This is a genomic window from Paraburkholderia sp. EG286A (assembly GCF_040965375.1).
Taxonomy (GTDB): Bacteria; Pseudomonadota; Gammaproteobacteria; order Burkholderiales; family Burkholderiaceae; genus Paraburkholderia.
The window spans coordinates 31,735-46,393 of record NZ_JBFRCB010000020.1; the positions used below are offsets into that span (position 1 = coordinate 31,735).

Annotated in this window: 15 protein-coding genes and 4 pseudogenes; 7 read left to right on the forward strand and 12 right to left on the reverse strand. The window is 58.4% G+C overall.

Annotated features, from left to right (window positions below; translation table 11 throughout):
• The first annotated feature begins 29 nt into the window (after window positions 1-29).
• The 4 genes from nifX (at window position 30) to AB4Y35_RS41585 (ending at window position 1,617) form a co-directional block, all read left to right on the forward strand.
• Window positions 30-446: a nitrogen fixation protein NifX gene (gene nifX / locus AB4Y35_RS41570; RefSeq protein ID WP_368692684.1), complete on the forward strand. Its 417-nt coding sequence runs from the start codon at window positions 30-32 to the stop codon at window positions 444-446.
• Between the two features lie 72 nt (window positions 447-518).
• Window positions 519-719 (forward strand): CCE_0567 family metalloprotein, encoded by a 201-nt coding sequence (locus AB4Y35_RS41575; RefSeq protein ID WP_368692685.1) that lies wholly within the window; start codon window positions 519-521, stop codon window positions 717-719.
• Between the two features lie 16 nt (window positions 720-735).
• A complete protein-coding gene (fdxB, locus tag AB4Y35_RS41580) occupies window positions 736-1,035 on the forward strand; it encodes a ferredoxin III, nif-specific (protein WP_368692686.1) in 300 nt (99 codons plus the stop codon).
• A gap of 15 nt (window positions 1,036-1,050) precedes the next feature.
• Entirely contained in the window at window positions 1,051-1,617 is a 567-nt protein-coding gene (locus tag AB4Y35_RS41585; protein WP_368692687.1) for a nitrogen fixation protein NifQ, read from the forward strand.
• Window positions 1,618-2,674: 1,057 nt separating this feature from the next.
• Here the strand turns inward: AB4Y35_RS41585 and AB4Y35_RS41590 are convergent.
• Window positions 2,675-3,431 (reverse strand): IS5 family transposase gene (locus tag AB4Y35_RS41590; RefSeq protein ID WP_368692688.1). Its coding sequence is split into 2 segments (ribosomal slippage): window positions 2,675-3,113 and window positions 3,112-3,431, totalling 759 coding nucleotides; the frame shifts between segments, so codons are not numbered across the junction.
• Window positions 3,432-3,934: 503 nt separating this feature from the next.
• Between AB4Y35_RS41590 and AB4Y35_RS41595 the strand changes: the two genes are divergently transcribed.
• Entirely contained in the window at window positions 3,935-4,681 is a 747-nt protein-coding gene (locus AB4Y35_RS41595; protein ID WP_368692689.1) for a reverse transcriptase domain-containing protein, read from the forward strand.
• 312 nt (window positions 4,682-4,993) lie between these two features.
• On the opposite strand, the gene AB4Y35_RS41600 is transcribed toward AB4Y35_RS41595, so the two are convergent.
• The 4 genes from AB4Y35_RS41600 to AB4Y35_RS41615 all read right to left on the reverse strand — a co-directional run bounded on the left by AB4Y35_RS41600 (window position 4,994) and on the right by AB4Y35_RS41615 (window position 7,389).
• Window positions 4,994-5,314, reverse strand: a complete 321-nt coding sequence (locus AB4Y35_RS41600; RefSeq protein ID WP_368692690.1) for a GntR family transcriptional regulator — start codon at window positions 5,312-5,314, stop codon at window positions 4,994-4,996.
• A gap of 13 nt (window positions 5,315-5,327) precedes the next feature.
• Window positions 5,328-5,765 (reverse strand): hypothetical protein, encoded by a 438-nt coding sequence (locus AB4Y35_RS41605; RefSeq protein ID WP_368692691.1) that lies wholly within the window; start codon window positions 5,763-5,765, stop codon window positions 5,328-5,330.
• A gap of 190 nt (window positions 5,766-5,955) precedes the next feature.
• Window positions 5,956-6,819 (reverse strand): trypsin-like serine protease, encoded by an 864-nt coding sequence (locus AB4Y35_RS41610; RefSeq protein WP_368708781.1) that lies wholly within the window; start codon window positions 6,817-6,819, stop codon window positions 5,956-5,958.
• Window positions 6,820-7,122: 303 nt separating this feature from the next.
• The gene (locus AB4Y35_RS41615; RefSeq protein ID WP_368692693.1) at window positions 7,123-7,389 is read right to left on the reverse strand and encodes a hypothetical protein; all 267 of its coding nucleotides are present in this window, start codon (window positions 7,387-7,389) and stop codon (window positions 7,123-7,125) included.
• Between the two features lie 137 nt (window positions 7,390-7,526).
• Between AB4Y35_RS41615 and AB4Y35_RS41620 the strand changes: the two are divergent.
• Together AB4Y35_RS41620 and AB4Y35_RS41625 are read left to right on the forward strand one after the other, a co-directional pair.
• Window positions 7,527-7,658: pseudogene (locus AB4Y35_RS41620) on the forward strand (DDE-type integrase/transposase/recombinase); the annotation flags it as partial.
• An 84-nt stretch (window positions 7,659-7,742) separates the two neighbouring features.
• Window positions 7,743-8,663, forward strand: a pseudogene (locus AB4Y35_RS41625) (integrase core domain-containing protein); the annotation flags it as partial.
• On the opposite strand, the gene AB4Y35_RS41630 reads toward AB4Y35_RS41625, so the two are convergent.
• The 7 genes and pseudogenes from AB4Y35_RS41630 to AB4Y35_RS41660 form a co-directional block, all read right to left on the reverse strand.
• Complete coding sequence (locus tag AB4Y35_RS41630; protein ID WP_368692699.1) at window positions 8,642-8,887, reverse strand: hypothetical protein; 246 nt, start codon at window positions 8,885-8,887, stop codon at window positions 8,642-8,644. The pseudogene AB4Y35_RS41625 and the gene AB4Y35_RS41630 overlap by 22 nt on opposite strands.
• Before the next feature lie 518 nt (window positions 8,888-9,405).
• Window positions 9,406-9,653: pseudogene (locus AB4Y35_RS41635) on the reverse strand (transposase family protein); the annotation flags it as partial.
• A gap of 671 nt (window positions 9,654-10,324) precedes the next feature.
• A complete protein-coding gene (locus tag AB4Y35_RS41640) occupies window positions 10,325-10,687 on the reverse strand; it encodes a hypothetical protein (RefSeq protein WP_368692694.1) in 363 nt (120 codons plus the stop codon).
• Window positions 10,684-12,567, reverse strand: a complete 1,884-nt coding sequence (locus AB4Y35_RS41645; protein ID WP_368692695.1) for an integrase — start codon at window positions 12,565-12,567, stop codon at window positions 10,684-10,686. Before AB4Y35_RS41645 ends, AB4Y35_RS41640 begins: the two co-directional genes overlap by 4 nt.
• Window positions 12,568-12,684: 117 nt before the next feature.
• A complete protein-coding gene (locus tag AB4Y35_RS41650) occupies window positions 12,685-12,936 on the reverse strand; it encodes a site-specific integrase (RefSeq protein WP_368692696.1) in 252 nt (83 codons plus the stop codon).
• 776 nt (window positions 12,937-13,712) lie between these two features.
• Window positions 13,713-14,450, reverse strand: coding sequence for a hypothetical protein (locus AB4Y35_RS41655; protein ID WP_368692697.1), 738 nt, complete (start codon window positions 14,448-14,450; stop codon window positions 13,713-13,715).
• A 6-nt stretch (window positions 14,451-14,456) separates the two neighbouring features.
• Window positions 14,457-14,659: pseudogene (locus AB4Y35_RS41660) on the reverse strand (IS630 family transposase); the annotation flags it as partial.

Sequence of the window (14,659 nt, forward strand, 5' to 3'; positions counted from 1 at the left end):
TAAATTGAACTTGATGAGGAGAGCAGCGCATGAAGATCGCATTTGCGACACAGGACAAAGTGCACGTCGACGCTCATTTTGGCTGGGCGAAAAGCATTGCGGTCTACGACGTGACTACGGAAGGGTTTACACTTTTACAGATTTTTGATTTCGGAGACAAGCTGGTGCAAGACGCCGATGATGAGAAACTTGCGCCGAGGCTCGAAGTGATCCGCGACTGCGTAATCTTGTATGTCGCGGCCATAGGCGGTACCGCGGCTGCGCGCGTGGTAGCGCTTAAGGTCCATCCAGTGAAAGTGGCGCAGCCTACGCCGATCCAGGAGATTTTAATCAAGCTGAGCGAGGTTCTGAAAGGAACGCCGCCTCCATGGTTGCGCAAGAAGCTAACTAGGGAACGTGGCCGATCGTACGATTTTGCAGGGGACGATGAGGCGCCCCTTAGTTGAAACCGATCTCGGTATATGGCGGATCTTGTTGCCAGTGACGCCTGTAGCGCGTCGTACGATAAGGAGGGCATCATGAATAACGATTCACAGGAGCTTAAGACGCGCCTGAAAAAACTCAACGCGTTGGCCACGCAGGCCAAGATGGATCTACATGATCTGTCGGAAGATCTGCCAACGAGTTGGGAGCAGATAATGACAGTCGCGCAACGCTGTCACGACGCGCATGCCGCGCTGATGCAGGCACGTCGGGCGGCGGTCCCGGCTTCCGATTGAACTTCCGGACCTCGAAATGAGCCATCTTTTTAGTGTGGTACTCCCGAGCGGAGAGGTCTGGATACCGCACTTTGTAGATTTACTCGATGAAGAAAAATGCATTGGATGCGGACGATGCTTCCGGGTGTGTTCGCGCGGCGTACTTCAACTGTTAGGCGTCGACGGAGAGGGCGATCATGTTCCGTTGGATGAAGACGAGGACGAGCATGAAAAGAAGGTCATGACGATTGCGCATCGGGGTCTCTGCGTTGGCTGCACGGCATGTGCGAAGATATGCCCGAAAGCGTGCTACACACATGCTGCGGCTCAAGTATGAGCAGAGAGGAGCCCTATGGATTACTACGCGGCGCTGATGCGCCATGCAATAAACCCGGAAGACTTGACGGTGCTTGCGGTCGCCGGTGTGCTCGCCGCGGCGGTTCACGAAGGCGGTACGGGAAGATTGCCTATCCCCGGACTGAACGCCGAAGAAACACACTGGCTGCTTGCTCGCTGGTTCCCCCAAGCCGAGAGTTCACTGGGCCTTTACTTTGGCGCGCCAGCCGCGGAGTCACAACGCGGGCCGCGTTATGACGATATCGATCTTGTAATGTTGTTAAAGGCACACGCCAATCCGGGGGTGGGCACAACGACAGAGATCCATTGCATCTCGCACGCGCTGGCCTGCGCCTGCGCAGGAAACAGACATTTATGGCAGGAATTACGCTTTCCTTCGCGCGGAGAATTATCGGCGCTGCTGGCGTACTGGTTCCCGACGCTTGCTAAAAAGAACGTTCACGGCATGAAATGGAAGAAATTTCTCTACAAGGAACTTTGCGAGAGCGAGGCGTTGAACGTCTGCCGGACATCAAGCTGCGGGGAGTGTGCGGAATATTCCAGTTGCTTTGGTCCGGAATGAATGTACGGATCAGTGGCGACTCGGATTAACTTAGATATATTTGATGCCTTCCTCTGTCGGTTGCAGGAAGGATCGCGCGATGTATGTGATTGTGGTGGGCAATATCGGCAAGTGATTTTAATCGACATTGGTTTGTAATATTAACGTTAGCCGAACGGGGAAACAGTTATGAAGAAGTTAGAGATGGTGCTCTGTGGTGCGCTGAGGGCCGCTGCGCTGGTAGGGGCGCTGGCTGCTGCTGCCTCGGAAAAGGCATGTACGTGGCAGGACTCGAAGAACACTTTAGAGAGTTCTTTAGAGAGTTTGTCCCTCTATTGGTGGCCCGGCAGGGGCCAGGAGGTCACGTAGCCGAGGGGATCGACTGATTATTGAGCATTTACGAATGCTGGCGGAAAACCAGCGCGATGACAAAAAAATTGCTTACGCACTCGTCAGCGGTTAAAGGAAGAAGTAGGTATTGGCTGGGGGGCGATGCGAAGGCGAGCTTGCGATACAGACCCAGCAGTTCGATGTTCACCGGATCCAGATAGGCAGGAACGTGCGGCGATCGTATCGAGATTGAGCACAGGTAGCTGGCTCGTGCGCTGCGCCTCACTGGGCCTGGCGACACCACGGCCGTCGTGATTCAGGCGGCGGCCACGGCATCCCGGGGCTGGGGACAAGCTTTGCTCTCGCGCAGGTGCCCAGCGGTGCAACGTCGCCCCGTGGCGCTCCCGAAAACGCTTGCGCGGGATAGCCGCTGTGGAGCGCCGATGGCAGGCATTCTGCGTTCCAAAACGTGACCGCGAATTCGGTCGATCTGCGTGTTGCCGCACGGGATGATGTTACGCCCGGGTGATTGTTACGGTTGAATGGTCTTGCGGTGCCGAGTGTCCTGGTCACCAGATTCCGCTCGATTCGTTTGCCACGCCTTGACACGGCGCCGCAGGGTGTGCGCAACTGGGCGTTGGATTACATGGTGGGAGCCATGGCGATGATACACTCATGCAGCTCCTTTGCCGTGGTGCCGGGCTCGATTTCGAGCCATTGCTGTATCTTCGACTAGGGCGTGTTCACACTATCTAAGGCCGTCGACAATAAGTGCGAAGTTGATGAAGGCGACGAACATGACGTCCAATTTGTCGAATCGGGAGAAGATCCGGCGAAAGCCTTTGAGGCGCCGGAACAGCCGCTCGACCTCGTTGCGGCGCTTGTACATTTCGCGATCGTATTCCCACGGCTCAAGGCGGTTGCTTTTTGGCGGAACAATCGGGATGAAGCCGAGATCGAGTGCCAGTTGCCTGGTTTCGTCGCCTTCGTACGCTTTGTCCATCAACAGGTGCAGCGGCCGATTGGCCGGCCCGAGCCTCCTGAGCAATTCGCGTCCCTGCGGCGCGTCACCCGCTTGGCCGGCAGAAAGCGCGAACGTTATGGCTGTTCGAGCATCCGCGGCAACCATATGAATCTTGGTCGTCCATCCGCCTCGGGACTTTCCGATTGCCTGAGGTCCGTTTTTTTAACGCACCGGTGCCGTCAGGATGAACCTTTATCATCGTGCTATCCAGCGAGACAGCCTCGATCCTGATGCGAACGAGCTGTGCACGCTGCAATTCCGTGAACACGCGATCCAGCACGCCACTTCTGGACCAGCGGTTCATCCGCGTGTAGATCGTATGCCATCGACCGAAACGCTTCGGCAGTCCGCGCCATTTGCAGCCGTGCTCGGCGACATAAAGAATCGCATTGAGCACTTGCAGGTTCGTCAGGCTGACGTTGCCGCGTTGTCGCGGCAGACAATGCTCGATCCGTTGATATTGCGCTTCGGTGATTTCCATCACCAAAGTATACGATCAAACTAAGTTAGTGTGAACACGCCCTAGGTATGCTCGAGCGAATCATCGCGAGTGAACCAGTCATGCGGAACATGCGCTTCTCGGCGATGCGTCGGGCAGACCTCGGCTCTCCTAATCTCCGTCGGTACTTGACCGGAAGCGCTACATTCGGCGACGTGCTGTTGCGCCTCGCGCATTCGACGTTCGTTGCCTCAGGTATCGCCCCCGGAGACAGAATGGTTGTCGCAATCGACGCCGCGTAGCGGAAATGGCAACGCAGGGATGACGCACTTAATGTTCTCCAGGATGAATGACCCGCTGCGAAGCGGCATAGCCAGACACTCAGTCCAGTCAGTTGCGATATCCGTCATTGAACTAACCCGCTGACGGAGGAGGAGGTGGTTGGCCAGCGACATCGGCTCCGGGATCATCCGCGGGACGCATCCGTTCGAGTGCGACGATGGCAGTGCAGTTTGCTGCCGTGACCACTCAGAGCGGAGTCCACCATGACACCCCTACGCCAACGCATGATCGATGATATGCGCGTGCGCAACCTCGCAGCCAATACCCAGCGCCTTTACGTGTCCTACGTCAGTGCGTTCGCCCGTCATTTCGCCGGGGCTATTTCGCCACTGCTCAGTAACGTCTACCTCACTGAGGTGGACCGGATGCTGGAGCGGGCGAAAGAAGCCACGCGCAACGGGAAGTATACCTACGTCGAGTATGCCCGCTTCGCTGATGATCTCTTCGTGCTGATCGATGCACACCCGCGCCATGACTCGCTGCTGGGGGCGGTAAGCAGGCGACTACGGGAGGAGTTTGCCAGGCTACAGGTCGAGGTGAACGAGGAGAAGAGCCGCACCGTGGATCTGAGATGCAAGGAGAGCTTCGGCTTTCTGGGGTTTGGCTTCCGTCAACTCCGCAGTTTCAGGACACGGGCGTGTTGGCTGTATGAGGAACTGGGGCTGTTCAATGGCTACCGGGGTCCGCCGTACCGTCGCACCGAAAGCGCGCCCGGCATGATAGGTCCCATAAACCTTGACGTGAAGCAGACAGGAGAGCGTAGTGCGGGAAAACCGCAAGCTACGTTCGACGTGGCGGGAGCTGGAAACGTGACTATGGCAGCCGGACTGAGGTCAACCGCGAAAGCGGTGGAGAGATCACCGGAGCCTACCGTGCGCGCGCCAGTTCTCGACCCTACCTGCGAGAGACTCGGGGTGCAACTCCCCGGGTCTACTCACCCCTCGAAGTGATCGGCAATCCGAGGCACGAAGAGCACGACCACTTCCTTGAGTGGTGCGGCGGCGGCATTCCAGCCCGCCGCCTTCGATCTCGTGCTCGCGAATCAGCAGCTCTCGGAAGTCAAGTTCTGATCGTCAAGACGGCCTCGGATTGACGCTTACGGGCGAGGCCATCAATCTGTTTGTTGCTCATGAGAGTTGCTCTTGGAAACGATAGGGCAACTCCCTCGCGGGGCGTCGCCCCATGAGGGAAAAATGCGCGGATCAGGCCGCGAGAAAAAAGTGCGATCGGTGCGGCGACAACGGTGAGCGCGGCGACGATGCTCAGACCGCAGCGGACCTAGAGGCAACGATCGAGCCGCGACGAGTGCGACTGTCGATAAGGCCTCGGCGCGCGACTTCCCGAAACGCGCGGTTGATGGTGTTCAGGTGAAAGCCCAGATCGTCAGCAATGCTCCGCTGCGTAGGCAGCGCGTCACCCGGCCGGAACAAGCCGGACCGGATGGCGTGCTCAATCTGGTCTGCGACGGCGAGGTAGATCTTTCCCTGAATCCGCGCAAAGTCCGGTCGCCATTTCAGTTGATCGCGCCCATGGGCCGCTGGCGGCGTGGCCGCGCCGGGGTAAGAGTTGCTTGGCGAAAACATGGCGGCGCGCATCCTACACTGAACGCAGGCGAATCTGCTTCGCGCACTCGTGGCCGTGAGGCACCGCTGCAATGAACGCAACAAAGTTTGCGCGCGCCGGCGGAAGCTCAAGCACGCGCTGGGACGCGATAGCGTCCGCCAGGCTAAGAGCGACGATGAAGGCGCCATTGCCGGTGGCGGCGAGCGCAGCCCGCGATTCGTCGCTCGCGAGAACGAGCGAAATGAAGGGCGCAGCACGCGTTACCTGCCCGGCAGCGACGATACAGGTGATCGCAACGTCGGCCTGCCTACCCATGTGGTGGTCCGACAAGGCGACGGCGTCAACCACTTCGGCATCGATGAGGCAGCGCACGATGTCTTCAGAGAATTGGTTACAGGAGTAAGTCACAACTGATTGCGGGGTTTTCGAAGGGGATTGGGTGGTTGTGTGGGCAACGCGCGGATGATGCATGAAGTGCCCAGCATCGCAAGCGGAATTTTCGGCGGTTCCCGCTTAGCATGCATTGTTTTCCGTTTTCCGAGGCGGCCCTCCAGAGCAAAGCTACTCCCACTACCCACACGCAGAATGCTGACGACACAGGCCGGCGTCATGAACGCCGACCCGCTCGCCTTCATCCGCCAGTGGATCGCGACCGGGCATCTCACTCGTCGTCGGTCGGCGCCAGTTCCCAACCGGCGTATTCACCGTTGCGCGATAGCGGATTGTCCTCGCCGACATCGGTGGGTAGGTCGGCCGGGGCGAGGCTGTAGCTGTAAAGCTCGTACAGCACCTGTTGCATTGGCGTGTAGTAGACGATGGAGCGGCCGACAGGCTCGCCGGAGGAGATGATCCCGATAAGTTGCCGTTCGTACGTGACGACCGGTCCGCCGGAGTCGCCGTTTGCAATGCTCTCGAGCTCGGACGAGTGCGCGGCATTGATGTGCTCATAAGTCGGTTTATAAACTCCCGCCTCGACAGACATGCCTTGCCACACGCAGCGGACGCCGGTGCGCCAACCGCTTGTGCAGAACTGTTCATACGGCGCGTCCGACCACCCGGTAACAGCAAGGCGCGCTTCCTGCCCGGCGAGCGACATGAAGACCTGGTTGTTCGCAAGGGGCGTATAAGTCTGGATCGGACTGCAGAAGGCTGCGCTGTGGTGAGAGGAGGCGCATTGCAAGGACATCGGATTCGGCTTGGGCGATACCCGCACAAGCTCGATGTCAGAGGTAGCCGACTGCCACACGACGGTGCCGATGGCAATGGTACCCACCTGGACGGTCGTGTACATCGGCGCGCAGTGCTTGGCAAGCACGAGCCATCGTGTGGCACGTTGGTAAGGCGTCAGTCTGTGGAGGATGCTCTTGGGTACCAACACCGCCCCTACGGTGCATGATCGATTGGGGAGGCTGACCTTCGAGCCAGAGATGACCGGCAGGACGGCGCGGTCGGGATTGCGAGGCTGCACGACGCCCGGGGTTTGCGCCGTGGCGACCGAGGTTGCGAGGGTGGTGGCGATGGCCATAGCGTGGGATGCCACGCGCTTTTGCAGTGGTAGGATTTTCATCAGGGATCGAGTCTTCTCAGGGATGTCGGAATGGGGGAAAGTGGTCGTTCGCGAGGCCCATTCGCGAATTGCATACAACTGATTGCGGGTTTTCGAAGATGATTGAGTGGTTGTGTGAGCAACGAGCGGATGATGCATAGATGTGGCGCCGCTTGTTCGGACAGGGTGACGAGATTTTTAAGTGGAATGGCCGGGCGTTCATGCTGCCGATTTGATCGCAGGGCATGGGGATGATGCGAGGTGCGCGGGCTTGCTCGTTGCTCATTTCGACGACTTCCGTGCGGCTAAAGGGGTGCGTGCCTGCCGCTCGCGGTCCTTGTGCGGGATCTCGTTCTCCATGGTCAACTCGCCAACGCGGCGCATGGCCTCATTGAGCCGGGCTTCGAGAGGATCGCTGTGCCGCTCCTTCAAGCCCGCGTCCATCCCCGCCAAAGCCATCTCACGCCACGATTGACGCCACGCGATCGGCACGCCGACTTCACGGGAAACGACGTCGACAGGCTCGCCGCGCAGCAGGCGGAGTACCACGCTGCGCTTTCTCCCGGTAGACAAGCGCTTGACTTCATCGGCGGCGCGACCGGCTGTGTGGGCACCTTCTTCAGCATAAAAAGCTCTTTTTCTAGACAGCTGCTTTACAGCAAATCTGTGTCCAGAAAAATCCGGGCCGAGGCACGAAGTATCTGAATAACATCGTCGAGCAGGACCACCGCGCGATCAAGCGCCGGACTCGCTCGATGCTCCGGTTCAAGAAATTTCGTTGCGCCCGCATTCTCCCGGGTGGCATCGAAGTCATGCACAGGCATTCTAACCGGTGACCTGCCCTTGAATTTTCAGACCAGTTGAAACTTGAGTGAATGGCCTCCAACGGAGAAAAGAAAGTCATGAAGAAGAGCCGGTTTACCGAAGAACAGAAGGTCACTACCCTGCGCGAGGCGGACAAGGCGCCGGTCGCGGAGGTGGCGAAGAAGCACGGGGTCACCGAGCAAACCATTTACAACTGGCGACAACATTTCGGCGGGCTGGAGGCTGCCGACGTGAAGCGGCTCAAGCAACTCGAGCAAGAGAATGCGCGGCTGAAGAAGATGCTATCTCGAGGTGGACGTGATGAAAGAGATCAACGCAAAAAAGCGGTGAGCGCGCCCGCTCGACGCAAGCAGGTCACCTACGCGAAAGCACGAGGCCTGTCCGAACGGCGTGCACGGTCTCCCGATCGGCGCTACATTACGAATCGACATTGGCCGTGCGGGACGCACCGGTGCCGCGCAAGCGCCCCCGTCGACGCGTGTCGGTCCATCGCCCTCGGCCGGCGGTACGACGCATCTGGGCGCACGACTTCGTATTTGACGCGTGCGCCAACGGCCAGCAGTTGAAGTGTCTGACGGTGATCGATGAGTACATGCGTGAATGCCTGGCAATCGACGTGGCGGGATCGATTCGCTCCGAGCGCGACATCGAAGTCCTGCTCCAACTGGTCAGCCTTCATGATGCGCCTCGTTACTTGCGTTCGGAGAACGGCCCAGAATTCGTATCGCGGGCCATCCTAAAGTGGGCTGCACAGAACGGCATGGACACGGCGCTTAGCGATCCCGGAAAGCCTTGGCAGAACGGCGCGGACAAAAGCTTCCAACGGCAAGTTCCGAGATGAATGCTTGAGCCTTGAATGGTTTCGAACGCGCACGGAAGCGAAGGTTGTGATCGAGCAGTGGCGGCGTCACCACAATGCCATCCGACCGCATTCGAGTCTGGCCCACCTGACGCCGGACGGGTTCAAGCAGCGGTATTATTCAACTGAAGCAACCGAGGGGCCGCTCTCCAAGATTGACCCGAAGAAATCAGGCAGGTCACGGGCCCCGTTGATAACAGTTGACATCTCCGCTATCGTAACCTCGCCGATATGACGGGAAAGATAGTAGAAAAATGCTCCATCAAACAATTCTTCGACCTCTCTGAAATTGATTCTAGGATTCTCATCAACAAACGTCCGCGCTTGTTCATGGGCGCAATCGAGAAGGTTTTTGATTTGCACTTTATCTATAATTCCGAATAGTTAACAAAAAAGTCGTGAATAAACAGTCCATCACCGCGAAAAGCCGACACAACTCTGCGCGCCCTCAATGGGCCTTGGCGTCGAACTGGACGTTTCGGGATGGCAATCCGCTCCGAGAGAAACGCTGACCAAAGCGGTTCGCCGTTAGTTTCGCGTATACGCTCGCGATTTTTATACTGGCAAGCACGACCGACTTCCTGCTTCTTTCACGTACAGACGGACTGTTCCCGCGACATAGCCACAGCCGGTTAAGCGCGATCACCAGATCTTTCAGCGCGCCCTCAGACAGCCTTGATCTTACCGCGCTTAGAGACTCCCCACCACCGACAATAAGCGGTCATTTTGCGAGATTGACTAAACAACCTCCAGAAGAATGGCATCAAATATGTTGAAAACGACATAAATCCTCGTTTGGGCGGTGCTGCCGGCTTTTCAAAGCTCTTTCCAGGCTATCGCGAGAGCAGCCCGCCAGTAACGTCAGCGCTCGACCGAGGTTCGGACTCAGTTGGCTTGCCGTGACGTGAGCAGTCAATTTGTTCTCCGTTCTCGTATGCCCATCGGTCCAGGGCCTTCGGGATGAATTCGGCCCCTTGTCTGCCTTCATAAATCGCGTTAGTGGTCGATCTGATGTGATGCTCTCCAGCGCGGAAACCACGTCTTCCCCTCTGAGTGACGCCCCGACATCGATGACCAGACACTCGCGCGTGTAGTCGCCAACGATCGTAAGCGTGCGCAAAGGCCGCCCGAGGCTCTGTTCTTGACCGACCAGCTGCGCAGCTATGCGGCGGCGAAGGCTGTTTGCGCTGGGCAAACTCTGGATGGCGCGCAAGGCTTTAAGCAAAGCGTGAAACGACCGGCGTATCAGGCCCTGAGTCTCGGCGAACGAAGGTCATCATGCTTCACATAATCCGGACGACCAACCTGCTAGGTTGTGTTCGCATTCTCACCTGCGGTCCAAAGCTTTGAGGCGCAGCCTTATCGCGCCAGCGGCCTCAATCTGGTCACGGCCGCGATCGTGCTGTGGAACACGATTACGCGCAAGAGAAAGACAATGGACATCAGTCGGAGCCTTGAAAATACTGGGATCTGCAGTCAGCAGGATGTCCATTTGGTTGGTCGAAAAAGTGGACAGTACGACCGTCGGAATGTCCGTCTTTCGCGGCAGGTTTCGCATGGTTGGAAACCCGAGAAAGTCGGGCTTCCAACCACGCTGGCGCGTGCAACCCATCGCGCGTCAAGCTCCTATGAGCATCCGGGCTGCGCCTGCCCTTGACCCGTTCAGCGGTGTCGCAGAACCACAACCGGGTTTGATACGTCACTATGCCGGGTGACCCGTAGCGGGAACCTTCGCGAGCACCGGGTCAACGCATGCAAAGCAGCCCAGGCACCCGTTTCGAGCGGGGGCGCCCGCCCGATCTAGCGCGAGTGCAAGGGCAGGATGCTACCGCCACGCAGCGCGGTCAGTTCCTTGCGCAGGCTGAACACGTGCCGCAGCAGTGCGAGTTCACGAGCCAGCGACTCGTCGAGCTGTGTCTGCAGATCCTTCACGTCACCCTTCGCGCGGTTCAAACGTTCGACAAGTTCGAGCTGCGGGCGCTCAGCTACAGCGTTGGCCGCGTCGATCGCTTCGATCAGTTCGGTGAACTGTGGGCGCGACTTCTTGATGCTGCCCTTCTTGCGGCCCGCCTCGATCGCCACGGTGTCGTTGTTGATGCGCGCACCCTTGCGTTTCTTCAGTCGCTCTAGCGCGGCGTAGTAGTCGGTCATGGCGTTGCTCATGCTGCCTCCGGTTTGATCATTTTCTTCTGCGCGTCAAGCAGTCGTTGCAGCGTTTGGGCCTCGATACGGTATTCGACACTCGCCTCATCGACCGCGCGCAACCTCGCGACCGTAACCTGCTGCGCCTTGATCACGCGCTGAAGCTTCGACGGCACGACCACGAGGTTACGGCAGTTCGATTCAAGGCAATCCAGACGCATCCAGTCGAGCGGCATCGACTTGCACGGCTCGACGCTGACGCAGCCGCCCAGCACCGTCTCGCGATACGCCAGTTCGCCCTTCCCGAACATCCTCACCGTATGCTCGCGCGAATAAACCGACACGGGCGAAGCCTGCACGGCACGGCTCTGCACCCAACCTGCGTGCCCGCCGAACAGCCTCTCGTCAGAGAACAGCACCTGCTCGGCGTACGCAAGGTACTCGGACAGGCCCTGCGTCTCGGCCCATTCTTTCGCGAAGTGGGTCCTGTCGGTGTCGATGAAGCCCTTCGCGAACGCCGAACCGCGCGCGTAATACATCGACATTTCTTGAGTGATGTGCTGCAGTTGACGCTTGAGCGTCGGCAGCGTCACGAGGCCGCTGCGGTGTGCGTATAACGCGAGCGTCCTCCGAAGCTGGTGCCGGGTGAACGGCCACTGCTGCCCGACCGCGTACTTCGGCTCGTCTTCCCACGCGCGGTGCAAGTCGACACGCTTCAATTCAGCGATGTCCTCGACCGTGATCGTTGGGAAGACGCGCTTAATAAAGGCTTCGATAGCGTTACGTACGGTACTCGCCACCCGGCCTGCCACATACCCCTCACTACGCAGACCCATACGACAGAACAACAAGTGCGAACCGTCCGTTGATTCGGCGTAGCCTTGCGCGCTGTGCGCACGGTGCGCCTGGCCCGACAACCGTTGCGCGAGCCTGATGGCGCGGCCAGCGAGCGGACTGGTCACCCAGCAAGCGCGCGTGGGACGACCGCCCGACAACTTGGTCGTGATGCCCTCGATGGTGTAATGGGTCACGCCATCCAGAGGGGTTTCGCGCAGGCAGTCGTACGGCAGGCTCTCCGCTTCCATCGCACGCATGCCGGTGAATGACAGGATGACAAGCTGGCATAGCGCCCTGATCGATGCCACAAGCGACGACACGACGTAAGGGGATTCATTGCGTCCGAAGTGTGCAGCAGCTCTTGCCAGTTCCGCAGGGGTGGCCGGACTCTCACCGCCATAGACTCGTGCGAGGTAGTCCGACAGGATGCCAGCGACGCCCTCAGCGACGCCGAGGTCATGCTCACAGGTCGACAGGAAGTGCTGGTAGATCCGCGTCGGGATAACAGGATATTGTGAGCTTCCAGCACGTTGCGCAAAGCGCTCGAGCAGAGGCTTGTGCAGTTGGGCCAGCGGTACGCGCAACCCTGTGGTCCCGACGCCCAGACGGTGAAGCTTTACCAGAATCGAATGAAGGATCTGGGCCTTTCTCTCCCTCCCAGAATGCGCCGCATAGTCCAGAACAACGGCGACGCTAGACAGGCCCTCGTAGAGCGTAAGCTGACGGGCAGCGGCAAAGAACGTGAATCCCTTCAGGCAGGCTGCCCCAGCTATTAGCGTACTGGACGACGGTACCGTGTCGGTCGCTTCGTGCATCAGAAAGTACATCGCCTGCTTCCACTGTCGCGTAGTTGCTTCTGACAGGGCGCAACTTGCGCCCTCAGGCAGATGGCCCCTGAAGTAGATATAGGTGCGCTGCCCAATCGTATACGCACGGATGTCCCAGGCGTCGTCACCAAACAGCGAAGCAGCGTTTCCGGCTTTGTCGTGGGTGACCACCATATCGTCCTCGATCCGGTACCAGTCGCGGCGCCCAGCGAGCGGTGCGATCAACGAGTTCTTCATGCCACTCCCAGTTCGTAAAGCTAGTCGAGTCGGGCCGACCAGAAAGCGTCCAGATTCCCCTCAATATCAACGTCGTGCTCGATCTGATCGACCAGCGCGGCATCGCGCCTGCGCAGTTCATCGTTTTAGCGTCACGCGGTAGAGAAAACGCAGTGCGCCGATCGTTGCGCAGAGACTGGCGGGGGCCAGCTTGCGCTCTTCGCGGAGGTAGACGAGCCAGGCCCGGATCTCCTCGGGACCCAGCAGTTCGGGCGAACGGCGAAAGTGGCGGGCGAAACTGGATACCTGAATCAGATAGGACTTCTGGGTATTCTCCGCAAGGTTGCGGATCTGCATGTCATGTAGTATGCGTTGGCGCAGTGGCGTCATGGCGAGCCTCCTGGAAGCAGTGGGTGGAATGCCCAACCGGGCGTTCACATACTGCTCCTAGCGATACCGCCCACCACCTTGCCGGGGTTCCGCGCCAGACAACCCTCTTCATGAAACGTCAGCCACGGACCTGTGCCAACCTCCCACTACCGCGTCAGCGGTTTAGTACAGCCGCAATAATGCATAGCGGCAAATTACGCGGAGTTTGCATTCTTCAGAGCGCCACGAGCATTGGTGCGACTCGCCATGCGGAGCGCCGCGTATCGGGACAAACTACGCATAAAAAAGCGTGCTTTCCTGATCGGGTAGTAATCCGTTTCAGGAGAGTATCATGATCGCCCTGGTTCCACTACGACCGCAACCACAGGCATGGTTGTGGCACAGCGTCCTTGCTGACTTCGCAGAGGACTACTGCAAATACCTCGTTGATACCGGCTACGCAGTCAGTACCGTCAATCACTATGTCAGGTGCGTCGCGCACTTCGCGCATTGGCTCAATGTGCATCGGATAGCCGCAGCCCGGATTGACGATCGACTTGTCTGCACGTTCGTTAACGACCATCTGCCGCGATGCTCGTGCCCCGATCCCATTCCGAGAAGTCGGGCAGATGTCAGTGCAGCACTTCGACATCTTCTGGATGTGCTCAACGCGAGCACCGTTCCTCGGTTTTTATGGTCAGAGCCAGGCACTGTACGGCATGAGGTGTGCCGCTTCACCGAATACCTGGAGGAAGTCTGTGGTCTTGCTGAGTGCACGCGATATCAGCGCGGTCGCATCATTCGCAATTTCCTGGGCCACTACTTTTGGTCGCAAGGACATTGAGCTGGCGCGGATATCGAATCGGGATATTCTCAGGTTCGTGACGCGATACCCTGATGGGTGCGGGGCGGGAACAGCTCATGTGGCTGGCGTAAACCTCGGTGAGCACGCGGGCGAGATTCGGATAGAGGGACGGTCGGCGATGGCGCAGCCAGATTGCGACGCTGAAACCGATAAGCGCCGTCGCCAACATCCCGCCGGGGATGATTTGGTTTGCAATGGAGACACCTCCTGTCAAAAGTGCCATGTTGGCGACGACTAGGTACAGAACCGCCATCAAGGCCAAAAAGCTCAATATTGGCGCGATCGCACGTTGCCAGCGGTTGGTACGTCGTGGGTTCGACGACAAGAATCCGACTACTGCAAAGCAAGTGAGACACTGGACCGCAATGATGCCGATAGCCGAGGGCGCCGCGGTCAACGGAACAACGACATTCACTGCATTGAGTTGGAAGTATCCACAGACAAGCAACGTCGCTCCGCCATAAACTGTTTGCACGATGCTCGCTCGATGGGGCGTCTGCTGCGTCGGATGGATCGTCGCCAGAGAGCGCGGAAGGATATCCTCCCGGTCCATGGAAAACAAGTAGCGTGCGATTGCGTTGTGAAAGCTGATTAGCACTGCAAAAAGGATGGTGAGCAGGAGCACACTCATCATGGCAGTGGACCATTTTCCAACTACTTTCGCGCTCATGGCGAACTAGTCCGTTGAACCAGATGAATTGCACCGGATTCGCCGCGATGGATCGGAGTACTTCCATTTCAATGGGAGTGCTTGCTTATTGTATTGACGTATGTACCGCATGAGCTTTTTGTCGAGATCCCTGGTGCTGGTGAATACGCCACGCGCAATGACGTCGCGCTGGATGCGGGCAAACCAGTTCTCGACCTGATTCAGCCATG